38 protein-coding genes are annotated in these 22,609 nt (G+C 52.2%); 36 read left to right on the top strand and 2 right to left on the bottom strand.

Features of this window, described 5'->3' with window-relative positions:
- A partial coding sequence (locus tag QZL66_RS09945) for a leucine-rich repeat protein (RefSeq protein ID WP_293614953.1) occupies window positions 1-541 on the top strand: 541 nt, incomplete at its 5' end.
- 369 nt (window positions 542-910) lie between these two features.
- The gene (locus QZL66_RS09940) at window positions 911-1,393 is read left to right on the top strand and encodes a DUF2798 domain-containing protein (protein WP_022411564.1); all 483 of its coding nucleotides are present in this window, start codon (window positions 911-913) and stop codon (window positions 1,391-1,393) included.
- 68 nt (window positions 1,394-1,461) lie between these two features.
- On the opposite strand, the gene QZL66_RS09935 is transcribed toward QZL66_RS09940, so the two are convergent.
- Window positions 1,462-2,688 carry a UTP--glucose-1-phosphate uridylyltransferase gene (locus tag QZL66_RS09935; protein WP_022411563.1) on the bottom strand — a complete coding sequence of 409 codons (1,227 nt, stop codon included), beginning with the start codon at window positions 2,686-2,688 and terminating at the stop codon, window positions 1,462-1,464.
- 571 nt (window positions 2,689-3,259) lie between these two features.
- On the opposite strand from QZL66_RS09935, the gene rpsJ reads away from it, so the two are divergent.
- The 32 genes from rpsJ to rplQ all read left to right on the top strand — a co-directional run bounded on the left by rpsJ (window position 3,260) and on the right by rplQ (window position 18,939).
- A complete protein-coding gene (rpsJ, locus tag QZL66_RS09930; RefSeq protein ID WP_022411562.1) occupies window positions 3,260-3,577 on the top strand; it encodes a 30S ribosomal protein S10 in 318 nt (105 codons plus the stop codon).
- Window positions 3,578-3,675: 98 nt separating this feature from the next.
- Entirely contained in the window at window positions 3,676-4,308 is a 633-nt protein-coding gene (gene rplC / locus QZL66_RS09925) for a 50S ribosomal protein L3 (RefSeq protein WP_022411561.1), read from the top strand.
- Window positions 4,309-4,325: 17 nt separating this feature from the next.
- A complete protein-coding gene (gene rplD, locus QZL66_RS09920; RefSeq protein WP_022411560.1) occupies window positions 4,326-4,952 on the top strand; it encodes a 50S ribosomal protein L4 in 627 nt (208 codons plus the stop codon).
- Window positions 4,949-5,272, top strand: coding sequence for a 50S ribosomal protein L23 (gene rplW / locus QZL66_RS09915; RefSeq protein WP_022411559.1), 324 nt, complete (start codon window positions 4,949-4,951; stop codon window positions 5,270-5,272). The genes rplD and rplW overlap by 4 nt, the downstream gene beginning before the upstream one ends.
- An 80-nt stretch (window positions 5,273-5,352) precedes the next feature.
- Entirely contained in the window at window positions 5,353-6,186 is an 834-nt protein-coding gene (gene rplB, locus QZL66_RS09910) for a 50S ribosomal protein L2 (protein WP_022411558.1), read from the top strand.
- A 20-nt stretch (window positions 6,187-6,206) separates the two neighbouring features.
- Window positions 6,207-6,491, top strand: a complete 285-nt coding sequence (rpsS, locus tag QZL66_RS09905; protein WP_022411557.1) for a 30S ribosomal protein S19 — start codon at window positions 6,207-6,209, stop codon at window positions 6,489-6,491.
- Between the two features lie 18 nt (window positions 6,492-6,509).
- Window positions 6,510-6,845: a 50S ribosomal protein L22 gene (rplV, locus tag QZL66_RS09900; RefSeq protein ID WP_022411556.1), complete on the top strand. Its 336-nt coding sequence runs from the start codon at window positions 6,510-6,512 to the stop codon at window positions 6,843-6,845.
- 18 nt (window positions 6,846-6,863) lie between these two features.
- Window positions 6,864-7,652: a 30S ribosomal protein S3 gene (gene rpsC / locus QZL66_RS09895; protein ID WP_022411555.1), complete on the top strand. Its 789-nt coding sequence runs from the start codon at window positions 6,864-6,866 to the stop codon at window positions 7,650-7,652.
- A complete protein-coding gene (gene rplP, locus QZL66_RS09890) occupies window positions 7,652-8,074 on the top strand; it encodes a 50S ribosomal protein L16 (protein ID WP_022411554.1) in 423 nt (140 codons plus the stop codon). Before rpsC ends, rplP begins: the two co-directional genes overlap by 1 nt.
- Window positions 8,074-8,265 carry a 50S ribosomal protein L29 gene (rpmC, locus tag QZL66_RS09885; RefSeq protein ID WP_022411553.1) on the top strand — a complete coding sequence of 64 codons (192 nt, stop codon included), beginning with the start codon at window positions 8,074-8,076 and terminating at the stop codon, window positions 8,263-8,265. Before rplP ends, rpmC begins: the two co-directional genes overlap by 1 nt.
- Window positions 8,266-8,280: 15 nt before the next feature.
- On the top strand, window positions 8,281-8,538 hold the full coding sequence (gene rpsQ / locus QZL66_RS09880) for a 30S ribosomal protein S17 (RefSeq protein WP_022411552.1): 258 nt from the start codon (window positions 8,281-8,283) through the stop codon (window positions 8,536-8,538).
- A gap of 63 nt (window positions 8,539-8,601) precedes the next feature.
- Window positions 8,602-8,970, top strand: coding sequence for a 50S ribosomal protein L14 (rplN, locus tag QZL66_RS09875; RefSeq protein ID WP_022411551.1), 369 nt, complete (start codon window positions 8,602-8,604; stop codon window positions 8,968-8,970).
- 18 nt (window positions 8,971-8,988) lie between these two features.
- Window positions 8,989-9,342, top strand: coding sequence for a 50S ribosomal protein L24 (gene rplX, locus QZL66_RS09870; protein WP_022411550.1), 354 nt, complete (start codon window positions 8,989-8,991; stop codon window positions 9,340-9,342).
- Between the two features lie 12 nt (window positions 9,343-9,354).
- The gene (rplE, locus tag QZL66_RS09865; protein WP_022411549.1) at window positions 9,355-9,894 is read left to right on the top strand and encodes a 50S ribosomal protein L5; all 540 of its coding nucleotides are present in this window, start codon (window positions 9,355-9,357) and stop codon (window positions 9,892-9,894) included.
- An 18-nt stretch (window positions 9,895-9,912) separates the two neighbouring features.
- Entirely contained in the window at window positions 9,913-10,098 is a 186-nt protein-coding gene (locus tag QZL66_RS09860) for a type Z 30S ribosomal protein S14 (protein ID WP_022411548.1), read from the top strand.
- A gap of 31 nt (window positions 10,099-10,129) precedes the next feature.
- Complete coding sequence (gene rpsH / locus QZL66_RS09855; protein ID WP_022411547.1) at window positions 10,130-10,528, top strand: 30S ribosomal protein S8; 399 nt, start codon at window positions 10,130-10,132, stop codon at window positions 10,526-10,528.
- A gap of 15 nt (window positions 10,529-10,543) precedes the next feature.
- A complete protein-coding gene (gene rplF / locus QZL66_RS09850; protein WP_022411546.1) occupies window positions 10,544-11,089 on the top strand; it encodes a 50S ribosomal protein L6 in 546 nt (181 codons plus the stop codon).
- A gap of 22 nt (window positions 11,090-11,111) precedes the next feature.
- Complete coding sequence (rplR, locus tag QZL66_RS09845; RefSeq protein WP_022411545.1) at window positions 11,112-11,471, top strand: 50S ribosomal protein L18; 360 nt, start codon at window positions 11,112-11,114, stop codon at window positions 11,469-11,471.
- Window positions 11,472-11,488: 17 nt separating this feature from the next.
- Complete coding sequence (gene rpsE / locus QZL66_RS09840; protein ID WP_022411544.1) at window positions 11,489-11,989, top strand: 30S ribosomal protein S5; 501 nt, start codon at window positions 11,489-11,491, stop codon at window positions 11,987-11,989.
- 12 nt (window positions 11,990-12,001) lie between these two features.
- Entirely contained in the window at window positions 12,002-12,178 is a 177-nt protein-coding gene (gene rpmD, locus QZL66_RS09835; RefSeq protein ID WP_021681248.1) for a 50S ribosomal protein L30, read from the top strand.
- 25 nt (window positions 12,179-12,203) lie between these two features.
- Window positions 12,204-12,644, top strand: a complete 441-nt coding sequence (rplO, locus tag QZL66_RS09830) for a 50S ribosomal protein L15 (protein WP_022411543.1) — start codon at window positions 12,204-12,206, stop codon at window positions 12,642-12,644.
- A gap of 1 nt (window position 12,645) precedes the next feature.
- Window positions 12,646-13,971, top strand: a complete 1,326-nt coding sequence (gene secY, locus QZL66_RS09825) for a preprotein translocase subunit SecY (RefSeq protein ID WP_022411542.1) — start codon at window positions 12,646-12,648, stop codon at window positions 13,969-13,971.
- 18 nt (window positions 13,972-13,989) lie between these two features.
- Window positions 13,990-14,625, top strand: coding sequence for an adenylate kinase (locus QZL66_RS09820; RefSeq protein WP_022411541.1), 636 nt, complete (start codon window positions 13,990-13,992; stop codon window positions 14,623-14,625).
- Entirely contained in the window at window positions 14,622-15,374 is a 753-nt protein-coding gene (map, locus tag QZL66_RS09815; RefSeq protein WP_022411540.1) for a type I methionyl aminopeptidase, read from the top strand. Before QZL66_RS09820 ends, map begins: the two co-directional genes overlap by 4 nt.
- Before the next feature lie 16 nt (window positions 15,375-15,390).
- The gene (locus tag QZL66_RS09810; RefSeq protein WP_022411539.1) at window positions 15,391-15,624 is read left to right on the top strand and encodes a KOW domain-containing RNA-binding protein; all 234 of its coding nucleotides are present in this window, start codon (window positions 15,391-15,393) and stop codon (window positions 15,622-15,624) included.
- 26 nt (window positions 15,625-15,650) lie between these two features.
- Window positions 15,651-15,869: a translation initiation factor IF-1 gene (gene infA / locus QZL66_RS09805; protein WP_022411538.1), complete on the top strand. Its 219-nt coding sequence runs from the start codon at window positions 15,651-15,653 to the stop codon at window positions 15,867-15,869.
- Between the two features lie 61 nt (window positions 15,870-15,930).
- Window positions 15,931-16,044, top strand: coding sequence for a 50S ribosomal protein L36 (rpmJ, locus tag QZL66_RS09800; RefSeq protein ID WP_000868342.1), 114 nt, complete (start codon window positions 15,931-15,933; stop codon window positions 16,042-16,044).
- Between the two features lie 34 nt (window positions 16,045-16,078).
- Window positions 16,079-16,447, top strand: a complete 369-nt coding sequence (gene rpsM, locus QZL66_RS09795) for a 30S ribosomal protein S13 (RefSeq protein ID WP_022411537.1) — start codon at window positions 16,079-16,081, stop codon at window positions 16,445-16,447.
- A gap of 16 nt (window positions 16,448-16,463) precedes the next feature.
- Window positions 16,464-16,865, top strand: coding sequence for a 30S ribosomal protein S11 (rpsK, locus tag QZL66_RS09790; RefSeq protein ID WP_021681240.1), 402 nt, complete (start codon window positions 16,464-16,466; stop codon window positions 16,863-16,865).
- A 27-nt stretch (window positions 16,866-16,892) separates the two neighbouring features.
- Window positions 16,893-17,489: a 30S ribosomal protein S4 gene (rpsD, locus tag QZL66_RS09785; RefSeq protein ID WP_022411536.1), complete on the top strand. Its 597-nt coding sequence runs from the start codon at window positions 16,893-16,895 to the stop codon at window positions 17,487-17,489.
- Between the two features lie 69 nt (window positions 17,490-17,558).
- On the top strand, window positions 17,559-18,512 hold the full coding sequence (locus QZL66_RS09780; protein ID WP_022411535.1) for a DNA-directed RNA polymerase subunit alpha: 954 nt from the start codon (window positions 17,559-17,561) through the stop codon (window positions 18,510-18,512).
- A gap of 79 nt (window positions 18,513-18,591) precedes the next feature.
- Complete coding sequence (rplQ, locus tag QZL66_RS09775; protein WP_022411534.1) at window positions 18,592-18,939, top strand: 50S ribosomal protein L17; 348 nt, start codon at window positions 18,592-18,594, stop codon at window positions 18,937-18,939.
- 328 nt (window positions 18,940-19,267) lie between these two features.
- Here rplQ and QZL66_RS09770 read toward each other — a convergent pair whose 3' ends face one another.
- Window positions 19,268-19,597 (bottom strand): hypothetical protein, encoded by a 330-nt coding sequence (locus tag QZL66_RS09770; protein ID WP_293602252.1) that lies wholly within the window; start codon window positions 19,595-19,597, stop codon window positions 19,268-19,270.
- A gap of 183 nt (window positions 19,598-19,780) precedes the next feature.
- Between QZL66_RS09770 and QZL66_RS09765 the strand changes: the two genes are divergently transcribed.
- Both QZL66_RS09765 and QZL66_RS09760 read left to right on the top strand, forming a co-directional pair.
- Window positions 19,781-20,728 (top strand): cohesin domain-containing protein, encoded by a 948-nt coding sequence (locus tag QZL66_RS09765; protein WP_022411532.1) that lies wholly within the window; start codon window positions 19,781-19,783, stop codon window positions 20,726-20,728.
- A 153-nt stretch (window positions 20,729-20,881) separates the two neighbouring features.
- The coding region (locus tag QZL66_RS09760) for a hypothetical protein (RefSeq protein WP_293602249.1) at window positions 20,882-22,609 on the top strand (1,728 nt) is incomplete at its 3' end.

The following is a 22,609-nucleotide window of genomic DNA, read 5'->3' as shown; positions in this document are numbered from 1 at the left end:
CAGTTTGACATCAATCACGATACCGGACAGCGTGACGAGTATCGGAGAGGAGGCTTTTTCCTACTGTGCCAGCTTGACAGAAATCATGATACCGGACAGCGTGACGAGTATTGGAGATTATGCTTTTCTCGGCTGTGACATTTTGACAATCTACGGCTACACTGGTTCTTATGCAGAAACCTATGCTGAGATATATGGCATTTCTTTTGTTTCTCTGGGCAGCATCACAACAACTGAGACTACTACCACAACAACCACTGCAACCACAACAACCGAAACTACCGCTGCCACAACCGCCACTGTGGGCACGACCGTTTCCATCAATCCGGACGTGTTCTATGGCGATGTGACTCTGGACGGCGACGTGGATCTGGCGGATGCCGTCCTGCTGAATAAGGCGGTTGCCGGTTTTGTGACACTGAACCAGCAGGCAGCGCTGAACGCCGACTGCAACAGCGACGGCAAGCACAGCGCAGATGACAGCATGGTACTGCTGAAGTTTCTGGTACATCTGGTAAATGACCTGCCTTATACCGCGTAAATCATTCCATAAGGTGATCGTGGAGGCGTAAGCCAGAGGCAAACCGCACAAAATCATAAAAACAGCGGCACTCCGTCGGGTTTGACGGGGTGCCGTTTTGCACGCCACGCTTCGCAGGTTGCCGGATGCTGTGAAATCTGCTATCCGGAAAGTGATACCTTTGGCGAGGGAATCTGCACATCATGCAGGATTTTGTGAAGACAGGTTCTGAAATCATGGGCTTGACAACGCCCCGAAATTGTGGTACAATAATCAGGCACAAATGATGGTACAGGAGCCGGCAGGCTCTCAGAATTGGAAACGCACATCCTCCGGATGATAACGAACAACACGCAGTGCAAAGTTTTGTTATCACAGGAGGATATTTTTATGCCCAAAAACAAGGTACAGGAAGTTGTTTTCACCGGAATGATGGTTCTGGTGATGGTTTATGCCATGATCTGCTACAACATCGCCCTCAGCATCGGCGGTATGGAAAACCGTGTCTTTCTCATGGCGCTGGGCGAACTGCCTGTTATGGCGGTGCTGGCGTTTGTGCTGGACTTTTTTCTGGTGGGAAAGCTCGCCAAGCGCAAGGCGATGCAGATGGTGAATCCGGAAAAAGAGAACCCGTTCCATCTGGTGCTGGCGATCTCGGTGGTGTCCGTGCTGTGGATGTGTCCGCTGATGAGTCTCGCAGCCACCATTCTGTTCCAGCACGCTGGCAGACAGATCATCGCCGTATGGCTCCAGACCACTGCCCTCAATTTCCCCATGGCGCTGTGCTGGCAGCTGTTCTTTGCCGGCCCGCTGGTGCGCTTTCTGTTCCGGCAGGGAATGAAGTGCGCCGTGAAGCTGCGGAAAAACGCATAATGAAAAAGCGGAGGAAGTTCCCCGGCATACCGCCGCAGGAATTTCCTCCGCCTGTTGTTTCTGTGTAATTAGAGCGTCACGCCGTTCTGCTCCAGCAGCGCCTGCGCCGTTTCTACCGAGTCCACGCCGGTGGCGTTCTTGACCGGTGCAAATTCCCGGCTGCGGTCTACCTCAAAGGCAAGGCAGCTGTCCTGCATGTGCACCATGTCCAGCACCAGCGTTTCGAATTTGTAGCCGTTGGGCTTGTCCGGCTTGACGAGGACGCCGTCGGCGTTGATGTGGGCGATCTTCTTGTGCGCCACATACAGGGGAAAGTCGGAGTTCAGCGTGTGGGTGAGCGCATCTACCCGGAACAGGTAGTTCAGAATGACGCCGAACCGGTAGGCAAGGCTGCCGTCCGGATTGCGCAGAGTGCGCATTTCGTCGGTCATCTCGAAGTACTCCACGATGGAGGGCTTGCCGTCCTCCAGACAGAGCACGCCTACCCGCTCATCCGGCGCAGCCTTGCTGACAACCTTGCCGCCGGAGGCACAGCCGGAGTCGATGGTCGCCCCCAGAAAGACGGGGTCGGCGATCTGCTGGAGCACGTTGTCCACTGCAAAGACGTTCAGCCACTCGATGCCGATGCTGTGCACTTTTTCCAGCAGTCCGGCACGCTGCATGGAGGAGAACCATCCGCCGTTGCCGTTGGGCAGCAGGGCGATCTGGTCGGGGGCGGTCATGAGAATCTTTCCGTCCTCGTCCACCGCCGGCTCAGTTTCCTGCGTGAAGAAATCGATGTTGTCGGCACTGTAGCCAAAATAGCCGTGCTCCCGGAAAAACGCCTGCGTCTCCTCGTTGTTCTGCTTGCTGGTCATGATCAGCAGGGGCACGTACGCCTGCGCCTCGTCCGTGACACGCTTCAGGTTCTCGATGAGGCACTGGAAAATGTACAGCTCCCGTGTCCTGCCCATGTTGAACATGCCCTTGGGGTGCTCAAAGCCCAGCCGTGAGCCCTGTCCGCCGGCGAGCAGCACAGCTCCCACCTTTGCCTCCCGAATGGCACGCAGCCCGATCTCCCGGTACTTTGCCTCGTTTTTCCGGATCTCCTCCATGGTGAGCGCACCCAGCGGGGAAAATTCTCCCCGCTTCTGGGTCAGGGCGTTTCTGTCCCGAAACTGCGGCCGCTCCAGCCCCAGTCCGGCGATCTGCGCCAGCAGCGATTCCTGCTGGGGCGGGGTCAGGGTGTCGTAAAAATGCAGCAGATGCTCCTGCCCGTGCCGGGCAAGGTACTGCTTTGCCTCTGTGTAATTCATATGCTTTTTTCCTTTCCTAAAAAACAGTTGCTCTCTCTTTTTCCCCCATTATAAAATAGTATAGTACAGACTGCGGTACTGCTTCTTGTGAGAATAGTATAGCATACTTTTGAAAAAAAAACAAGATAAGATTCAAAATTTTGTTTTTTTCGCAAAGCGGCGGGAAAAATGAGGAACGAAATCACGAAATTCCGGTGTACACAAAAAATTTACAAAGACGGATGCGGAAACTTTGCAAAACCCCTTGCAATTTCCGCCGGAATATGCTAGAATGTATAAGCATGATTGCAATAGATATGCGTTGAAGTGAAAGGTTGCCGGCGGTATGCCGGGGAATTTTCATGGAGTATGTCCGATTTTAAACCGGGCGAATCAGGATAGGCACAGTTTGTGTACAAGAAAAGCGCATGGCTCTCGCTATGTCTGTTTTGTGCTGCTGTGACTCTGGCTCGGAAAATCTCTGTATTTTTCGAGTTTTTTTGTACCTATGTGCCGGGAACACCCGGCACCGTGGAAAATCCTGACGGAGCGGTTTCCGCTCCGGCCCCCAAAATGCAAAGGAGGCGAAAAAATGGCAAGCAATCAGAAGATCAGAATCAAGATCAAGGGCTATGAACACGCAACAGTAGATGCTGCTGCTGCAAAAATCGCAGAGGCTGCAAAGAGAAGCGGTTCTCAGGTATCGGGTCCGATCCCGCTCCCGACCGACAAGGAGATCGTTACGATCCTGCGTGCAACTCACAAGTACAAGGACAGCCGTGAGCAGTTCGAGCGCCGCACCCACAAGCGTCTGATCGACGTAATCCGTCCGACTCAGAAGACACAGGAAGCTCTGCAGAAGCTGGAGATTCCGGCAGGCGTTGACGTTGTTATCGTGGAACTCAAGTAAAAAAGCCCGCGCGGCAAAAGCGATTTTGCCGCAGATGGTGGAAACACCATCGGTCATGTTGACGAAAGTCAACCAATAACCAACAGGAGGAAAGCAAAATGCAAAAGGCAATTATCGGCAAGAAGGTCGGCATGACGCAGATCTTCGACGAATCCGGAAAGGTAATTCCGGTTACTGTCATTGAAGCCGGCCCGTGCGTTGTCATCCAGAAGAAGACAACCGAAAACGACGGCTATGAGGCAGTACAGCTCGGCTTTGGCGATGTGAAGGCAACCCGCCTGACCAAGCCGATGCAGGGTCACTTCACCAAGGCCAATGTGGCAGCAAAGAAAACACTGAAGGAATTCCGTCTGGCTGGCAGCGCAGATCTGAATGTCGGCGACGTCATCAAGGCAGATACCTTTGAAGTCGGTGACAGCGTGGATGTCAGCGGTACCAGCAAGGGTAAGGGCTTTGCAGGTGCCATCAAGCGCCACAATCAGCACAGACTGAAGGAAACCCACGGTACCGGCCCGGTTCACCGTCAGGCAGGTTCCATGGGCGCATGCTCCTCTCCGTCCCGTATCTACAAGGGCAAGGGCATGCCGGGCCACATGGGCGCAGAGAAGGTTACCGTTCAGAATCTGGAGATCGTAAAGGTCGATAGTGAGAATAATCTCATCGCAGTTAAGGGCGCAATCCCGGGCGCAAAGGGCGGGGTTGTCGTAATCACTGACAGCGTCAAGGCGTAAGAAAGGAGGAAACATCAATGGCAAAGATTGCAGTATTTAACATGGCAGGCCAGCAGGTATCTGAAACCGAGCTTTCAGATGCGGTTTTCGCAATTACGCCCAATGAGGCAGTTATGCATGCATCGGTAGTCAACTATCTCGCCAATCAGCGTCAGGGCACACAGTCCACTCTGACCCGTACTGAGGTAAGAGGCGGCGGCAGAAAGCCCTGGAGACAGAAAGGTACTGGCCATGCAAGACAGGGTTCCATCCGTGCTCCCCAGTGGACACACGGCGGCGTAGCACTCGGACCGAAGCCGAGAAGCTACCGCTATGCACTGAACAAGAAAGTCAGAAAACTGGCTATGAAGTCTGCACTTTCCACCAAGGTTCTGGATCAGAATATGATCGTTCTGGACAGCCTGAAGATGGACGAATTCAAGACAAAGACCATCGTTGCAATGCTCAAGGCACTGAACGTAGAGGGCAAGGCTCTGCTGGTAACTGCTGTTGCAGACCAGAAGGTCGTTAAGAGTGCAGCAAATATTCCGGGTGTCAAGACCGCTGCTGTCAACACCCTGAACGTATATGACATCCTGAACTATGACAAGTTCATCATCGCACAGGATGCTGTTGCAAAAATCGAGGAGGTGTATGCAAAGTGAAAGCACCGCAGGATATCATTCTGACCCCGGTTATCACGGAACGCAGTGTCGACGACATGCAGAGCGGCAAGTACACCTTCAAGGTTGCAAAGGATGCCAATAAGGTTGAGATCGCACAGGCTGCTGAAGCTCTGTTCCAGGTACAGGTTCTGAAGGTAAATACCGTAAACTGCACCGGAAAGACCAAGCGCATGGGTCGCAACGTTGGTAAGCGCCCGGATTTCAAGAAGGCTGTTATCACCATCAATCCGGATCCGGAAAAGGGCAAGGACGGCACCAAGCGCAAGGGTACCATCGAATTCTTCGACGGTATGTTCTAAGTTACAGAGACTGAATCGTCTGTAACGAGTATGGGAGTGATGCTCCCGCAAATCTGGCATTTATATAAGGAGTGAAAAGAATGGCCATTAAGACCTATAAACCGACGACCCCGTCCCGCAGAAATATGACTGTGACCGACTATTCGGGTCTGTCGAAGGTAAAGCCGGAGAAGAGCCTGCTCGAGCCGCTGAAGAAGAACTCGGGCCGCAACAGCTACGGCAGAATTACCGTCCGCCACAGAGGCGGCGGAAACCGCAGAAAGTATCGTGTCATCGACTTCAAGCGTGCAAAGGACGGCATGAACGCAACTGTTCTGACGCTGGAGTACGATCCGAACCGCAGCGCATTCATCGCACTGGTTCAGTATGAAGATGGCGAAAAGCGCTACATCCTCGCACCGGAAGGTCTGAAGGTTGGCGCTGTTGTCCGCTCTGGCGCAGATGCTGACATCAAGCCGGGCAACGCACTGCCGCTGGTAAACATTCCGGTTGGTACCTTTATCCACGCAATTGAACTGTATCCGGGTAAGGGCGCTCAGCTGGTCCGCAGCGCAGGCAACATGGCACAGCTGATGGGCAAGGAAGGTGCTTTCGCACTGGTTCGTCTGCCCTCCGGCGAAATGAGAAAAGTGCCGATCGAGTGCCGTGCTTCCATCGGCCAGGTTTCTAACATCGACCACGAAAACGTACATTACGGTAAGGCTGGCCGCGTGAGAAACAAGGGCTGGAGACCTACCGTCAGAGGTTCTGTTATGAACCCGAACGATCACCCGCACGGTGGTGGTGAAGGTAAGTCGCCGATCGGTCGTCCGGGACCTGTTACTCCTTGGGGTAAGCCGGCTCTGGGTTATAAGACTCGTGCAAAGCACAAGGCATCCGATAAGTATATTGTAAAACGCCGCAACGGTAGATAAGGGAAAGGAGGAACACACTCATGAGCAGAAGTATCAAAAAGGGACCTTACGTCCAGGAAGTCCTCCTCAAGCGTGTACAGGCTATGAACGAAGCCGGCGAGAAGAAAGTGCTCAAGACATGGAGCCGTTCTTCTACCATTTTCCCGGATTTCGTAGGCCACACCATCGCTGTGCATGACGGTCGCAAGCACGTTCCGGTATATGTGACAGAAGATATGGTAGGACACAAGTTGGGTGAATTCGCACCGACCAGAACCTTTAAGGGACACGCTGGTTCTAAGACATCCAACAATGGTAAGAAGTAAGCGGAAGGAGGAGATCACATGGAAGCAAAAGCATATCTGAGAAATGCACGGATTTCTCCGCGCAAGGTTCAGATCGTTCTGGATCTGATCCGTAACAAGCCTGTGGATATCGCACTGGCGACTCTGGACCTCACTCCGAAGGCTGCCAGCCCGCTGCTGGAAAAGCTCTTGAAGTCCGCAATTGCAAATGCAGAAAATAATCACAGCATGAACAAGGAAAATCTCTACGTTGCGGAGTGCTTCGTAACACCGGGTCCGATCATGAAGCGGATCCAGCCGAGAGCACAGGGCAGAGCCTTCCGCATCTTTAAGAGAACTTCACACATCACCATTGTTCTGAAAGAAGAAGAATAATCCCAAGGAGGTTGAGTTATGGGCCAGAAGGTTAATCCGCACGGTCTTCGTGTCGGCGTCATTAAGGATTGGGATTCTCGTTGGTTCGCGAATAAGTCTGACTTCGGCGATACGCTGGTAGAAGATTATAACATTCGTAAGTTCATCAAGAAGAACCTGTATGCAGCAGGCGTTCCGAGAATTGAGATCGAGCGTTTCGCAGACAAGGTTAGAATCCACATCCACTGCGCTAAGCCGGGTGTCGTAATCGGCCGCGGCGGCGCAGAGATCGAAAAACTGCGTGCACAGCTGGAAAAGATGCTGAACAAGCAGGTTTATGTCAACATCGTAGAAGTAAAGCAGCCGGATATGGATGCACAGCTGGTTGCTGAAAAGATCGCACTGGATCTGGAGAACCGTATCTCCTTCCGCCGTGCAATGAAGCAGTCTATCGGCCGTGCAATGCGTCTGGGCGCAAAGGGTATCAAGACCAAGGTTTCCGGCAGACTGGGCGGTGCAGAAATCGCACGTTCTGAGAGCTACCACGAGGGTACCATCCCGCTGCAGACCATTCGTGCAGATATCGACTATGGCTTCGCAGAGGCACACACCACTTACGGCCGTATCGGCGTAAAGGTTTGGATCTATAAGGGCGAAGTGCTCAAGGGCGATGCAGCAAAGGCTGCTTCCCAGAGAGAAAAGGTAGAGAGAAAGACTCGTGAGCCCCGGGGCCGTGATGACAGACGTCGTCGTGACAACCGTGGCGGTGACCGCAGAAACGGCGGCAGCTTCCGCCGTGACGCAAGAAGAGAAGGAGGTAACCAATAATGCTGCTTCCGAAGAGAGTAAAATACCGCCGCGTTCACAGAGGACGTATGACCGGTAAGGCAACCAGAGGTAATTTTGTAAGCAACGGCGAATACGGCATCCAGGCACTGGAGCCGGCTTGGATCACTTCCAACCAGATCGAATCCGCCCGTATCGCAATGACACGTTATATCAAGCGTGGCGGTCAGGTATGGATCAAGATCTTCCCGGATAAGCCTGTTACCAAGAAGCCCCTCGGTACTCGTATGGGTTCCGGTAAGGGTGCTCCGGAATATTGGGTAGCAGTCGTAAAGCCGGGCAGAGTCCTGTTCGAAATCGCAGGCGTACCGGAAGAAACTGCAAGAGAAGCAATGCGTCTTGCAATGCACAAGCTGCCGATTAAGTGTAAGTTTGTAAAAGCTGAACAAGGAGGCGAGCAGTAATGAAAGCAACCGAAGTAAAGAACATGTCGGCCGAAGAGCTGAACGCAAAGCTGGGAAGCCTGAAGGAAGAGCTCTTTGCACTCCGTTTCCAGCTCGCAGCAAATCAGCTTGAAAATACAGCTCGCATTAAGGCTGTTAAAAAGGACATTGCTCGTGTAAAGACAGCACTGCGTCTGTCTGCACAGCAGTAAGAGGAGGGTTTTACTGTGGCTGAGAGAAATTTGAGAAAAACCAGAGTCGGCATGGTTGTCAGCGATAAGATGGACAAGACCGTCGTTGTTGCAATCGTCGACAATGTAAAACATCCGCTGTACAAGAAGATCGTGAAGAGAACCGTTCGCCTGAAGGCACACGATGAGAACAACGAGTGCAGAGTCGGTGACCGTGTTGAAGTGATGGAAACCCGTCCGCTGTCCAAGGACAAGAGATGGCGTGTGGTTGAAATCATCGAAAAGGCTAAGTAAACACATCAATAGAGAAAACAGAACCCGCTTATCCAAAAGCGATTCTGAAAGGAGGAACTCGCTGTGATTCAGATGCAGTCTTATATGAAGGTTGCGGATAACACCGGTGCGAAGGAACTGATGTGCATCAGAGTTCTCGGCGGCACTCGCAGAAGATATGCAAATATCGGCGATGTCGTAGTCGCATCTGTTAAGAAAGCAACACCCGGCGGCGTGGTAAAGAAGGGCGACGTAGTGAAAGCTGTTATCGTTCGTTCCAAGAAGGGCCTGCGCAGAGAAGACGGAACCTACATCCGCTTCGATGAGAACGCTGCTGTCATTATCCGTGAAGACAAAAATCCCAAGGGTACTCGTATTTTTGGGCCGGTTGCAAGAGAGCTTCGTGAAAAGGATTATATGAAGATCCTGAGCCTCGCACCGGAAGTTCTGTAAGGTGGAGGTGCCAACAAAATGAGTAAGATTCATGTAAAAACAGGCGACACCGTAATCCTGCTGACTGGTAAGGATGAGTATCAGTACAACGATAAAGATGACAAGGCGAAGGGCAGAAAGACCGGCAAGGTCGTAGCAGTCAGCCCGAAGGAAGGCAAGGTCATCGTAGAAGGCTTCAACGTGGTTACCAAGCACGTAAAGCCTACCCGTATGGGTCAGGTTGGCGGAATCGTCACCACAGAAGCTGCCCTGTATGCAAGCAAGGTACAGCTGGTTTGCCCGAAGTGCGGCAAGCCCACCAGAGTTGGTCATGTGATCGAGGACGGTAAGAAGCTGCGTGTCTGCAAGAAGTGCGGCAAATCTTTTGAGTAAAGGAGAAACGATATGTCTACATTGAAAGATTATTACAATAGCACCGTTGCTCCTGCAATGATGAAGAAGTTCGGTTACTCCAATGTGATGCAGATCCCGAAGCTGGAGAAAGTGGTTGTCAATGTTGCAGCCGGCGAGGCAAAGGACAATGCAAAGGTCATCGATGCCATCATGACTGATCTTGCAGCAATCACAGGTCAGAGACCGGTTGTTTGCAGAGCAAAGAAGTCCGTCGCAAACTTCAAGCTCCGTGAGGGCATGCCCATCGGCGTGAAGGTAACACTGCGTGGCGAGAGAATGTACGAGTTCGTATACAAGCTGTTCAATGTCAGCTTCCCGCGTGTACGTGACTTCCGCGGCATCAACGGCAATTCCTTCGACGGTAAGGGCAACTACTCCACCGGTATCAAGGAACAGCTGATCTTCCCGGAGATTGAGTACGATAAGATCGATAAGGTTAGAGGTATGGATATCAACTTTATCACAACGGCACAGACAGACGAGGAAGCAAAGGAACTGCTGACACTCCTCGGCGCACCGTTCGCAAAGTAAACAGGGAGGAACAAAGTCATGGCAAAAAAGGCAATGAAATTAAAGCAGCAGAGAACTCCCAAGTTTTCCACCAGAGCTTATACCCGTTGTAAGATCTGCGGAAGACCTCATTCCTATCTGAGAAAGTTCGGCGTTTGCCGTGTATGCTTCCGTGAGCTGGCACATGAGGGCAAGATTCCGGGCGTAAAAAAAGCAAGCTGGTAAAAAGGAGTTCTACGAAAAGGAGGTCATTGGCATGCAGATTACAGATACAATCGCAGATATTCTGACAAGAATCCGCAATGCAAGTTCCGCACGGCACGCCACAGTTGACGTTCCCGCTTCCAATGTCAAGAAGGCAATCACCCAGATTCTGCTGGACGAAGGCTACATCAAGGGCTTTCAGGTGATTGAAGATGGAAAGCAGGGCGTAATCCGCATCACGCTGAAGTACAGCGAAAACCGCAGCCCGGTTATCACCGGTCTGCGCCGGGTATCGAAGCCGGGTCTGCGGATCTATTCCAGCTGTGAGGATATGCCGAAGGTTCGCAAGGGACTGGGCATTGCAATCGTTTCTACCTCAAAGGGTATTATGACAGATAAGAAGGCTCGCGAGCTGAATGTCGGCGGCGAAGTTTTAGCATTCGTTTGGTAAGGAGGACACGGGATTATGTCAAGAATAGGAAAAAAACCGATTAGTGTTCCTGCCGGCGTAGAAGTAAAGTGCGAAGAGAACCTGGTTACCGTCAAGGGACCGAAGGGCACTCTCTCCAGACAGTTTTCCAAGGAGCTGGGCATCGAGGTCGCAGACGGCGTGGTAACCGTTACCCGTCCGACCGATGACAAGGAGCACAGATCCCTGCACGGACTGACTAGAACACTCATCGAAAATATGGTGGAGGGCGTAACCAACGGTTACTCCAAGACCCTGATCATCGAGGGCGTTGGCTATCGTGCTGCAAAGAAGGGCAAGGAAGTTGTCATGAACCTGGGTTATTCTCATCAGGTTATCGTTGCAGAGACCGATAGCATCAAGCTGGACGTTCCGCAGCCGAACACCATCGTGGTAAGCGGCATCGACAAGCAGGAAGTTGGCCAGTTTGCAGCGGAAGTCCGTGAAAAGCGTCCGCCGGAGCCTTATAAGGGCAAGGGCATCCGCTACGTTGACGAGCATATCATCCGCAAGGAAGGTAAGGCCGGCAAGGGCAAGAAGTAATTCGAGAAAGGAGTAAATCGCTATGATTAAAAAGATTGATAGCAAGAAAGCCAGAGCAAAAAGACACGCAAGAGTTCGTGCAAAGATTTCCGGCACTCCTGAGCGCCCGCGTCTGTGCGTATACCGTTCGACCAAGCATATTTATGCACAGCTGATCGACGATGTAAACGGCGTAACTCTGGCATCCGCATCCAGCATGGATAAGGCATTCGAGGGTGTCGGCGGAAACGCAGAGGGCGCACGCAAGGTTGGCGAGATGATCGCAAAGCGTGCACTGGAGAAGGACATCACCGATGTTGTATTCGACAGAGGCGGTTATCTGTATCACGGCAGAGTCAAGGAATTGGCAGACAGCGCACGTGAGAACGGACTGAAGTTCTAAACAAGGGAGGTATTACTTTGGCTAAAATTGATCCGCAGGGACTCGAACTTGCAGAAAAGGTGGTTTCCATTAACCGCGTATCCAAGACCGTAAAGGGCGGTCGTATCATGAAGTTCGCAGCACTGGTTGTTGTCGGCGACGGCAATGGCATCGTAGGCTTCGGTCTGGGTAAGTCCGGTGAAGTTCCGGATGCGATCCGCAAGGGCATTGAGGACGCAAAGAAGAACCTGATCCAGATCCCGCTGCGCGGCACAACCATCCCGCACGAAATCGTAGGAAAGTTCGGCGCAGGCGAAGTTCTGATGAAGCCGGCTGCTCCCGGTACCGGTGTGATCGCCGGCGGCCCGGTTCGTGCTGTCATCGAAGTAGCAGGCATCAAGGATATCCGTACGAAGTCGCTGCGCTCCAACAATCCGTGCAACGTCGTTCGTGCAACCATCAACGGACTGGCATCCTGCACCACTGCAGCTGAAGTTGCAGAAAAGCGCGGCAAGTCTGTCAAGGAAATCTTGAAGTAAGGAGGGTGCGAAATGGCAAAGAATATCAAGCTCGTAAAAAGCCTGATCGGTCGCAAGAAGGACCAGATCGCTACCGCAAATTCGCTGGGTCTGAAGAAGGTCGGCGATGTTAGCGTACAGCCGGAAAATGAGGCAACCCTCGGCAAAATCCAGAAAATTTCTCACCTCGTAGAGGTTACAGAAGCATAAGTTATCATCTAAGGAGGTGCACATTATGAAGCTTCACGAATTGTCCCCGGCAGAAGGCTCCACCAAGGAAGTTAAGAGAATTGGCCGTGGCCACGGTTCCGGTAACGGCAAGACCGCAGGCAAGGGCCATAAGGGCCAGAATGCACGTAGCGGCGGCGGCGTAAGAATCGGTTTCGAAGGCGGCCAGATGCCCCTGACTCGACGTATTCCGAAGAGAGGTTTCAACAACATTTTCGCAAAGGAATATGCCATTGTAAACGTTTCTGACCTGAATCAGTTCACAGAAGGTACCGTTGTTGATGCAGAACTGCTCATCGCTGCTGGTCTGATCAAGAAGGCATGCGATGGTGTCAAGGTGCTCGGCGACGGCGAGCTGACAACTAAGCTGACTGTAAAGGCTGCAAAGTTCACCAAGAGCGCAGCTGAAAAAATCGAAAAGGCTGGCGGAAAAGCAGAGGTGATGTAACGTGTTTAAGACATTGCGAAATGCTTTCAGCATTCCGGAAATCCGGAAAAAGATGTTGTACACTTTACTCATGCTTTTGATCTTCCGCATGGGCTGCGCAGTCGTGGTTCCATTTCTGGATACCGACGTCGTAAAAACCTGGATGGCCAGCAACGCAAGCGATGGTAACTTCCTGGAATACCTGGATATCCTGACCGGTGGTGCGCTGTCCAATGCAACCGTTTTCTCTCTGTCCATCACACCGTATATCAACGCCTCCATTATTATGCAGCTGTTGACCTACGCCCTCCCGCCGCTGGAACGCATGCGGGATGAGGGAGAAGAGGGACAGAAGAAACTCAACCGAATTACAGCCGCTGTCGCAATGGCACTGGCTGCGTTTATGTCCTTCGCATATTATCTGACGCTGAAGAATCAGATGAACGCAGTGACGGACGGCGGTTCTACCGCAGCCAATGTTTTCATCGGCTTCGTTATCGTCATGTCCTTTATCGCCGGTACTTCCATCGTTGTCTGGATGGGAAACCGGATCAACGACAAGGGAATCGGCAACGGCATCTCGATGCTCCTGTTCGCCGGCATCCTGGCACGCTTCCCCGTTTATGTGGGAAGACTGTGGGATCTGACCCTGAACGAACCGCAGCGGTATTTCTTCGAATCTCTGGCAGTCCTGGTACTCTTTGTGGTAATGATCGCATTCATCGTGTTCATGAACGCTTCGGAGCGCCGGATCCCGATTCAGTATGCAAAGCGTGTTGTTGGCAGAAAGCAGTATGGCGGACAGTCCACGCACATTCCAGTTAAGGTGTGCATGAGCGGTGTTATGCCGATCATCTTCGCCATGTCTTTCATGTCTCTGCCCAGCACCATCAGCCTGTTCAAGCCGGTTTATACCGACCCGGACGGCTTCTGGCAGAAGTTCTATAACGGATTCATCAACTTCTTCAATACCAGATCGCTGTCTTATGCGGTGATCTACTTCATCCTGATTATTGCATTCAACTACTTCTATGTGTCGATGCAGTACAATCCCATTGAAATCGCAAACAACCTGCGCCAGAGCAACGGCGGTATCCCGGGTATCCGTCCCGGCAAGCCGACTTCGGATTACATTCAGCGTGTTCTGTCCAAGATCACTCTGGTGGGCGCATTCTTCCTCGGTGTCATCGCCATTATGCCGATTTTCCTGGTTATGGCAGACCAGAACCTGGGCTCTCTGGCAATGGGCGGTACGACCGTACTGATCGTTGTTAGTGTGGCTCTGGAAACCGTTCGTACCTTGGAGTCTGAGATGATGATGCGTCATCACAAGGGCTTCCTCGAATAAGATAAGGAGATTTACCCTATGAATCTGATTCTCTTAGGCGCACCGGGTGCCGGCAAGGGCACTCAGGCAGAAGTGATTTCACAGGCACTGAACATTCCCCAGATTTCGACCGGCAACATGCTGCGTGAGGCAGTTCGCACCGGTACGGAATACGGCGTAAAAGCCAAGGCAGCCATGGACAGCGGCGCTCTGGTTTCCGATGATATCGTCATCGGCATCCTGAAAGAGCGCATTGCACAGGATGACTGCAAGGCTGGCTTCATTCTGGATGGCTTTCCCCGCAGCGTTCCTCAGGCAGAGGCGCTGGACGAGATGGGCGTGAAGATCGACAAGGTTCTGGAGATCTACGTTCCGGATGAAACCATTCAGACCCGTGTTTCTGGCAGAAGAGTCTGCGAGAAGTGCGGCGCAACCTATCACATTCAGTTCAAGCCCACCAAGGTCGAGGGGGTTTGCGATAAGTGCGGCGGCAAGACCATCATCCGCAAGGATGACCAGCCGGAAACGGTTCTGGATCGTCTGGCCGTATACCACAAGACCACGGAACCCCTGAAGGCATATTACGAGAAGCAGGGGAAGCTTGAAACTGTAGTCGGTCAGGAAGAGGTGGCAGATACCACCGCTCTGACCTTGAAGGCAGTGGGTGTACAATGAGTATTACCATCAAGTCAAAATCGGATTTGCTTAAAATGCGGGAGGCAGGGCGCATCGCTGCCCGTGCCTTGGAACATGCCGGAAAAGTGATCCATCCCGGAATGACCACCAAACAGCTGGATAAATCCATTCACGATTTCATCGTCAGCTGCGGTGCAGTCCCGACATTCCTGGGATACGGCGGCTTTCCTGCAAGTGCCTGCATTTCGATCAATGACGAGATTATTCACGGCATTCCCAGCAAGAAGCGCATCATCCGTGAGGGCGATATCGTCAGCGTGGACGTGGGCGCAACTTTCGACGGATTTGTGGGCGACAATGCTTACACATTCGCCGTGGGTGATATTTCAGAGGAGGCAGCCGACCTCCTCCGCGTAACCGAGGCAAGCCTTTATGCGGCGATCGATGCTGCAAGAGTGGGCGCCCGCCTGGGTGACGTATCTCATACAGTGGAAGAATATTGCGGTTCCCGCGGATACGGTATTGTGCGGGAATACTGCGGTCACGGAATCGGACACGAAATGCATGAGGATCCGGAGGTGCCGAATTACGGCAAGGCCGGCCATGGCGTTCGGCTGGTGTCCGGTATGACGTTCTGCATCGAGCCAATGATTAACGTCAAAGGCGATGCGGTTCGTGTCCTCAGCGATGGCTGGACGGTCGTGACCCGCAGCGGCTCACTTGCGGCACATTTTGAACACGAAATTGCAGTGACGCAGGATGGTCCGGTGATTCTGACCAGACCGTAATGGAGGGAAACTTCACGTGGAACCTTCAAAAGGCCTGGTAGTTCGTGCAATGGCCGGTCGGGATCGGGGCGGTTATTTTGTTGTGGTGGACGCTGCGGAGGGCTTTGCCTGGATCGCAGACGGCAAACGACGCAAGCTCGCTGCACCGAAACGGAAAAAGATACGGCATCTCCAGAGCACCCGCCAAACGGTGCCCATGGAGGATGTGACGGACAAGAAGCTCAGAAATATGTTGAAACAATATGGTTAAAACACCCGATCGGGGAGGTTATCAATTTGTCAAAGCAAGATGTAATTGAGGTCGAGGGAATCGTGCTGGAATCTTTGCCGAACGCCATGTTCAAGGTGGAACTGCAAAACAAGCATGTCATCCTGGCACATGTGTCTGGCAAACTGCGGATGAACTACATTCGTATCGTGCCGGGCGATAAGGTGAAAATCGAGATGTCGCCCTATGACCTGACAAAGGGCAGAATCACCTGGAGAGCAAAGTAAAGAAACCAGCAGACGGCAACCGGCCGGCTGCACAGTTGTTCCGAGAAGGAGGACAGTTGCAATGAAAGTAAGACCTTCCGTAAAGCCGATTTGCGAAAAATGCAAGGTAATTAAGCGTAAAGGCAAAGTAATGGTAATCTGCGAAAATCCGAAGCATAAGCAGCGTCAGGGCTAAGCTCGGGATTTTTTAACATGGAGGTGCGAGAATAATGGCAAGAATAGCAGGTGTAGACCTTCCGAAAAATAAGCGGATCGAGATCGGTCTGACTTATATCTACGGAATCGGCCGCAGCACAGCAGACGAAATTCTGGCAGGTACCGGCGTAAACCCGGATATCCGTGTCAAGGATCTGTCCGAAGAGGACGTTGCAAAGCTGCGTGACTATATCGACAAGCACTGCGTGGTTGAGGGTGACCTCCGCCGTGAAGTGGCTCTGAATATCAAAAGACTCGTGGAAATCGGTTGCTACCGTGGCGTTCGTCACCGCAAGGGTCTGCCGGTAAGAGGCCAGCGGACAAAGACAAACGCAAGAACCCGCAAGGGTCCGGTAAAGACCATCGCAAACAAGAAGAAGTAAGGGAGGGTGTTTCGTTTTGGCACAGCAGAAAGGCAAAAAGGTTGTTGTACGCCGCCGCAGAGAGCGTAAGAACATCGAAAACGGTGCAGTACACATTCAGTCCACATTTAACAACACCATCGTAACCATTACCGATACACAGGGCAATGCCATTTCTTGGGCAAGCTCTGGCGGACTGGGCTTCCGCGGCTCCAGAAAGTCTACGCCGTTCGCTGCACAGACAGCAGCAGAAACTGCGGCAAAGGCAGCAATGGAACACGGCCTGAAGTCTGTAGAAGTATATGTAAAGGGTCCGGGATCCGGCCGTGAGGCAGCAATCCGCGCACTGCAGACCGTTGGTCTGGAGGTAAAGATGATCAAGGATGTTACCCCGATCCCTCACAATGGTTGCCGTCCGCCGAAGAGACGTCGTGTCTAATTGCATTTGCAGGAGGTGTAATGTATCATGGCAGTAAGTAGAGAACCGATTCTCAAGAGATGCCGCTATCTGGGTATCAGCCCGATGGTTATGGGTATCGCAAAACAGTCCAACCGGAATCCGGGCGCAAACAACCGGAAGAAGGTTTCTGAATATGGCATGCAGCTGAAGGAAAAGCAGAAGCTGAAGTTCATCTACGGTGTAGGTGAAAAGCAGTTCTACCACCTGTTCGAGATCGCATCCAAGATGGAGGGCAAGGCTGGTGACAACCTGATCGCTTGCCTGGAATCCCGTCTGGACAGCGTTGTTTTCCGCATGGGTCTGGCTCTGACCCGCCGGGAAGCAAGACAGCTGGTAACCCACAAGCACTTTACCGTAAACGGCCAGCGGGTAGACATTCCGTCTTACCGTGTCAAGGAGGGCGACGTTGTCGCTCTGTATGAGGGCAGCCGTGACAGCGCAAAGTTCAAGGAAGTTGTAGAGCAGACTGCAGACCGTACCGTTCCGGCATGGCTGGAAGCAGATAAGGAAAACTTCTCCGCAAAGATCGTTCGTCTGGCAAAGCCGGAAGATCTGGATTACGAAGTCGCAGCACATCTGATCGTCGAATTGTACTCCAAGTAATCACTTGCATTACGCGGAACATTGGAACAAAACCACAGACAAAGTTACCACGCATAGGAGGGTATTTTTATGCTGGAGAATATTGAAAAGCCGGAACTCGATACAGTGGAACTGCGTAGCGACGGGAAATACGGTAAATTTGTTTTAGCACCGCTGGAACGCGGGTATGGTATCACCCTGGGCAATAGCCTGCGGCGTGTACTGCTCTCCTCATTGCCCGGTGTGGCTGTGAATTCTGTGAAGATTGATGGTGTACACCATGAATTGAGTACAATCCCCGGTGTCAAAGAGGATGTAAGCGAAATTATTCTGAATCTCAAGGGACTTACCGCAAAGCTCTATGGAGAGGGTCCGAAGACCATCTACATCGAAAAAGAGGGCGAATGCGAAGTTACCGCAGCCGACTTCAAGAACGACTCGGAGGTCTGCATCCTCGATCCCGGCATGCACATCGCAACGCTGGGCAAGGACGCAAGACTCTACATGGAAGTCGTGATCGATCGTGGCAGAGGCTATGTTTCCGCAGAGCGCAACAAGCAGATAATGAATTCTCCAATCGATGTGATTGCAGTTGATAGTATCTATACCCCTGTGCTGAAGGTGAACTACCAGGTGGAGGATACCCGTCTGGGCCAGGTGACAGACTATGATAAGCTGATCCTGGAAGTATGGACCGATGGTACCATCTCCGCAAAGGAAGCAATCTCACAGGCAGCCAATCTCCTCAACGAGCATCTGAAGCTGTTTATTGACCTCTCTGAGGATACAACATTGGCGGAAGTTCTTGTCGAAAAGGACGATAAGGGAAAAGAAAAAATCCTTGAGATGACCATTGAGGAACTTGACTTATCCGTACGGTCGTTCAACTGCTTGAAGCGTGCCGGAATCAATACCGTGGACGATTTGATCAACAAGTCGGAGGAGGAGATGCTGAAGGTTCGGAACCTCGGCAAGAAGTCCTTCGATGAAGTGCGGGAAAAGCTCCAGTCGCTGGGCTTTGACCTCGCCAGTGAGGAAGAATAAGAACTGAGAGAAAACAACGGCGCAGACAGTGCTCCGTGCACTGTGGGCTGCCGCAGTTAGGAAAAGGAGTGAATACACAATGTCAGGGACCAGAAAGCTGGGCAGACCGTCTGACCACAGAATGGCAATGCTGCGGGGCATGGTAACTTACCTGCTGGAGAACGGCCAGATCGAAACGACCGTGACCCGTGCCAAGGAAGTTCGTGCCGCTGCAGAAAAGATGATCACCATCGCAAAGGAAAAGAACGACCGTGTTCTCGCAATGCGTCAGATCATGGCATATGTGACCAAGGAAGACGTGGCTAAGAAGCTCGTTGACGAGATCGGCCCCCGTTATGCAGACCGCAAGGGCGGCTACACCCAGATCGTAAAGATCGGCCCTCGCCGCGGCGATGCTGCTGAAATGGCAATCATTAAGCTGGTATAAGAATCAGGGAAACTTTGTCCGCAAAGCGCCCCCGCTGCTTCCCCATGTGCAGCCGGCGCACGGGCAGAAATCTTTGTGACCGAATATGGCAAAAAACCGCAGAATGCATGTACAAATGCATCGCCGGTTCGCTGCCGAAACAGGGCTTCGCTCCGGCGGATGCCCTGTTTTTTGTGAAATGTGCGTTTTCGAAGCGGCTGTGCAGAAAATCTTCTGCGATACGTCCTTTTTTCTTGTGCAAAGTGACGAACCAAATGAATTTTTTTTGGGGATATCTACTAAATAATGCGTATCACTCTTTACAATTTTGAAATTATGCGGTATAATTTCAATAAGCGCTCCGATGGCATTTGTCCATCGAAACGCCGAAAAGCCGGGTGCGCCATGGGGAACTTTTTTCAGAATCGTTCCCCCCTCTCGCATGGGCTGCATTCGGACTGCTTTTTCGAAACTTGTCGTTAAGGGGTGAGATGAAAAAGCCCATCGCACGGGTCTGCTGACCGCATGGCAGCAGCGCAGCATGCGCTGAAATTTGTTGTGGGAAGAATGCATTTTGCACGGAAAATCGATGAGGTTTTCCAAAGGTTTGCAGTGCAGAAAAGAAAATAAATTCCGGTATCGGGATATTATACAATTCTGCAATCTTGGATTCGGCCATATTACACAAAAACTTTGGTTATCTATTGACATTTCTGTCTGGATATCCTATAATAATAAGTAATTGGAACCGCATGGACTCGGGAAGTGCTTCTGTGCAGAGATTTCGACTAAACTTCATGAGTTACGGCCCGGCGGCCCGGAACACCGCCGACGTCGTAAGGAAACTAGAGGAGGATAACAAATGAAAGCAAAAAGAACAATTGCATGTGCGCTTGCCCTGTCAATGCTCGCAGTAACCGCAACTTCACTGGGCGCTTCTGCAGCAGGCAGCAGTGTGACTTTGGCGGGAAGCAAGGCAACCGCAGAGAGCGGCGGCGAATTTTCCGTGGACGTCTCCCTGAGCGGTGTGCCGTCTACCGGAATCAATGTGCTTGATTTTGCGGTAACATTTGACCAGACGATTCTGAGTGTAGATCAGGTAACAGTCGGCGCAGCCGCTGATACCGGCGCAGATGCCGCAGATTCTACTTCTAAGGACGCTCCGGTCTTTGCAACCAACATCAAGGACGGCGAGATCGCAGTCAGCTGGACAACAGCTGCTCCGACTGCCAACTGGATCAAGTCCGACGGTGTCATTTTGACCATTACCGGTACGGTAAAGGACGGCGTGGCTGACGGTACGGTAACCCCCATCGATTTCGCACCGGTTTCCCGTGACACCTACGAGGGCTCCGGCACGAAGAATTCCAGCATGGTCATCGGCTACATTTCCGGCACGGATTCCGCTTCTTATGGAATCGTTACGGAAGCCGGCTCTGTGACCATCGGAAGCAAGCAGACCACCACAGAAGCACCGGTGACCACCACAGCTGTGGAGACCACCACGACTGCTGCACCGGTTACCAACGAGACCACCGCAGAGACAACCACCAAGGAAAACGAAACCACCACGACCAAGTCTACGATTGAGGTAGACCCGAGCCTGCTGTATGGTGACGTAAACCTGGATGGCGACATCGATCTGGCGGACGCAGTTCTGCTGAACAAGAGCGTGGCTGGCGTGGTTGAGCTGAACGATACCGCAAAGGCAAACGCAGACTGCTTTGCAGACGGCGTGATCGGCAGCGACGACTCCATGACACTGCTGAAGTTCCTGGTACACCTGGTGAACGAACTGCCGCAGCAGTAAGCGGCTGACCGCAGATGCCGTGCAGATGGCATGGCAAAATTGATTTTGTATATTTGGGGCATTGGATCCGAGGGGGAGCCTGTGCCCTGATTATAGGCAACTCTATTAAAGCGTATTTGCCGGCGGATGCCGGCAAGGAAAGGAAAGGAAAACATGAAGAAACGATCAAAGAAGGTTCTTGCCTTCGGCGTTGCTGCATTGATGGCGCTGTCGTCACTGCCTGCAAGCATTTTGACCGCAACTGCTGCCATTGGTGCGAATCAGACCGCAAATGGCGGCACAAGCTACAACTTCGTGCTGAAGGATATGGCAACAGATTCCAACACTGTCGAAGTTTCTAGCGATGATGTTGCAGCTGGCAACGTAACTCGCACAATCGGTGTTTACATCGATTCGGAAGAGTGGGCAAGAGATGCCTTCATCCAGATGGTATCCCTGAACTGGACTGCAACCACTGGCGCAACCCTGAAGGATGGCGGTAAGGAGAACACCAGCCTGTACTTCGAGAACATCAAGGATGTATCTGAGGCTGGCTCTGTTTACGAGTACACAACAAACGATGGCCGTTCGTTTAAGACGGCTTATCCGATGTATTGTCTGGCAAAGCTCCTGGGTAAAAAGAAGCTCAAGTATGACGATCCGTTCGCTCTGGTTACAACCAGAGAGGTTGCTGTCGATAAGGTTTTCGGCGCTGCGATCATGGACAACGGTGACAACAAGGTCAAGTTCACCTATGCTTACTATGCTTCTCAGGCAGACAAGGATGCCAAGAACCGTTCCAGCAAGACACAGGAATGTGATGTTCAGACCAACGAAAACGGCGTTCCGTACATCACCTATGACTATGTTTCTCAGGACGACTTCTCCACCAAGACTGCTACCGTTGAGCTGCCGTACTACTCTGTCAACCACTTTGTAGAGACACAGGCTGGTAAGGCTGTTCCGGATGCAAACAACTTCTATCTGTGGCAGTACAGAGGTATCCAGGGCGATACCTCCGGTACGACATTCCTGAATGGCGATTCTATGAGCGAAACATTCACGGAATTTGACGTTGTTATCCCGCAGGGCACACCGGATGGTACTTATTATGTACAGCTGTGCAGCAGATCTCCGGAAGATGGTTCTCTTGAACCGCTGTCTACCGCTGCTGACTTCAACTCTCTGAAGGACAGACAGCAGGCAATGGGCACCAAGCTGGAAGACCGTTCGACCTTTATCGGAAGCAGCTCTCAGACCGCTTCTTACTGCCTGCCGCAGAGCGCAGACACCGCTTATGTTAAGATCGTTGTTGGTGAGGGCGGCGAAGAAACCACTACCACCACTGGTGCAACCACCACCACCGCATGGGGTACGACCACTACCGCTGGTGAGGAAGACGGCAAGCCGACCTGGAAGATCGAAGACGTATTCGTAGAGCCGGGTGAGGAAGACTTCGAAATGGGCGTTAACCTCCAGAACGGTATCAACTCCACCGGTCTCCAGGGCACCATGATCCTGCCGGAAGTAACCCGGAAGATTCTGCTTGAGTCTGGCTACGGTATCGCAGGTTCTATGAGCGCAGGCTTTGCATACAGCATCAACGGTGGTCAGTTCAACATGAACGAGTGGAACACCACTGGTCGTCTGTACTGGGGCTTCGCAGCAAGCACCACCTACAGCACTCCGAAGGATGGCGAGAATATCGTTACTATGACTTGGAGTCTGGCAGACAAGGCAACCATCGAAAAGGTAATTGCTGAGTATCCGAACGATGTCAAGAAGGGCACCGACGCAAACGGCAAGACCTACTACAGCTTCCCGGTGAAGTGGGAAGAGGACGGCACCGATCCGGGTATGTCCGGTGACAAGGTCGTAGACCGTGCACGTTATAAGTATCTG

It is taken from the genome of Ruminococcus sp. CAG:330 (assembly GCF_000437175.1).
In the GTDB taxonomy this organism is placed as follows: domain Bacteria; phylum Bacillota; class Clostridia; order Oscillospirales; family Ruminococcaceae; genus Ruminococcus_C.
The sequence above is the reverse complement of the archived record's forward strand: the minus strand, read 5'-3'. Positions and strand labels throughout refer to the sequence as shown.

Coding starts and splice junctions, on each gene's coding strand:
- rplP (WP_022411554.1), top strand. CDS start 7,652: ATGCTGCTTCCGAAGAGAGTAAAATACCGCCGCGTTCACAGAGGACGT.
- map (WP_022411540.1), top strand. CDS start 14,622: ATGAGTATTACCATCAAGTCAAAATCGGATTTGCTTAAAATGCGGGAG.
- rpsC (WP_022411555.1), top strand. CDS start 6,864: ATGGGCCAGAAGGTTAATCCGCACGGTCTTCGTGTCGGCGTCATTAAG.
- QZL66_RS09820 (WP_022411541.1), top strand. CDS start 13,990: ATGAATCTGATTCTCTTAGGCGCACCGGGTGCCGGCAAGGGCACTCAG.
- QZL66_RS09935 (WP_022411563.1), bottom strand. CDS start 2,688: ATGAATTACACAGAGGCAAAGCAGTACCTTGCCCGGCACGGGCAGGAG.
- rplE (WP_022411549.1), top strand. CDS start 9,355: ATGTCTACATTGAAAGATTATTACAATAGCACCGTTGCTCCTGCAATG.
- rplB (WP_022411558.1), top strand. CDS start 5,353: ATGGCCATTAAGACCTATAAACCGACGACCCCGTCCCGCAGAAATATG.
- rpmJ (WP_000868342.1), top strand. CDS start 15,931: ATGAAAGTAAGACCTTCCGTAAAGCCGATTTGCGAAAAATGCAAGGTA.
- rpsH (WP_022411547.1), top strand. CDS start 10,130: ATGCAGATTACAGATACAATCGCAGATATTCTGACAAGAATCCGCAAT.
- QZL66_RS09765 (WP_022411532.1), top strand. CDS start 19,781: ATGAAAGCAAAAAGAACAATTGCATGTGCGCTTGCCCTGTCAATGCTC.
- rpsM (WP_022411537.1), top strand. CDS start 16,079: ATGGCAAGAATAGCAGGTGTAGACCTTCCGAAAAATAAGCGGATCGAG.
- rplR (WP_022411545.1), top strand. CDS start 11,112: ATGATTAAAAAGATTGATAGCAAGAAAGCCAGAGCAAAAAGACACGCA.
- rplQ (WP_022411534.1), top strand. CDS start 18,592: ATGTCAGGGACCAGAAAGCTGGGCAGACCGTCTGACCACAGAATGGCA.
- rplV (WP_022411556.1), top strand. CDS start 6,510: ATGGAAGCAAAAGCATATCTGAGAAATGCACGGATTTCTCCGCGCAAG.
- rpmC (WP_022411553.1), top strand. CDS start 8,074: ATGAAAGCAACCGAAGTAAAGAACATGTCGGCCGAAGAGCTGAACGCA.
- QZL66_RS09940 (WP_022411564.1), top strand. CDS start 911: ATGCCCAAAAACAAGGTACAGGAAGTTGTTTTCACCGGAATGATGGTT.
- rplD (WP_022411560.1), top strand. CDS start 4,326: ATGGCAAAGATTGCAGTATTTAACATGGCAGGCCAGCAGGTATCTGAA.
- rpmD (WP_021681248.1), top strand. CDS start 12,002: ATGGCAAAGAATATCAAGCTCGTAAAAAGCCTGATCGGTCGCAAGAAG.
- rplF (WP_022411546.1), top strand. CDS start 10,544: ATGTCAAGAATAGGAAAAAAACCGATTAGTGTTCCTGCCGGCGTAGAA.
- rpsS (WP_022411557.1), top strand. CDS start 6,207: ATGAGCAGAAGTATCAAAAAGGGACCTTACGTCCAGGAAGTCCTCCTC.
- rplO (WP_022411543.1), top strand. CDS start 12,204: ATGAAGCTTCACGAATTGTCCCCGGCAGAAGGCTCCACCAAGGAAGTT.
- QZL66_RS09770 (WP_293602252.1), bottom strand. CDS start 19,597: ATGGCCGAATCCAAGATTGCAGAATTGTATAATATCCCGATACCGGAA.
- rplX (WP_022411550.1), top strand. CDS start 8,989: ATGAGTAAGATTCATGTAAAAACAGGCGACACCGTAATCCTGCTGACT.
- QZL66_RS09780 (WP_022411535.1), top strand. CDS start 17,559: ATGCTGGAGAATATTGAAAAGCCGGAACTCGATACAGTGGAACTGCGT.
- QZL66_RS09860 (WP_022411548.1), top strand. CDS start 9,913: ATGGCAAAAAAGGCAATGAAATTAAAGCAGCAGAGAACTCCCAAGTTT.
- rplC (WP_022411561.1), top strand. CDS start 3,676: ATGCAAAAGGCAATTATCGGCAAGAAGGTCGGCATGACGCAGATCTTC.
- rpsJ (WP_022411562.1), top strand. CDS start 3,260: ATGGCAAGCAATCAGAAGATCAGAATCAAGATCAAGGGCTATGAACAC.
- rpsD (WP_022411536.1), top strand. CDS start 16,893: ATGGCAGTAAGTAGAGAACCGATTCTCAAGAGATGCCGCTATCTGGGT.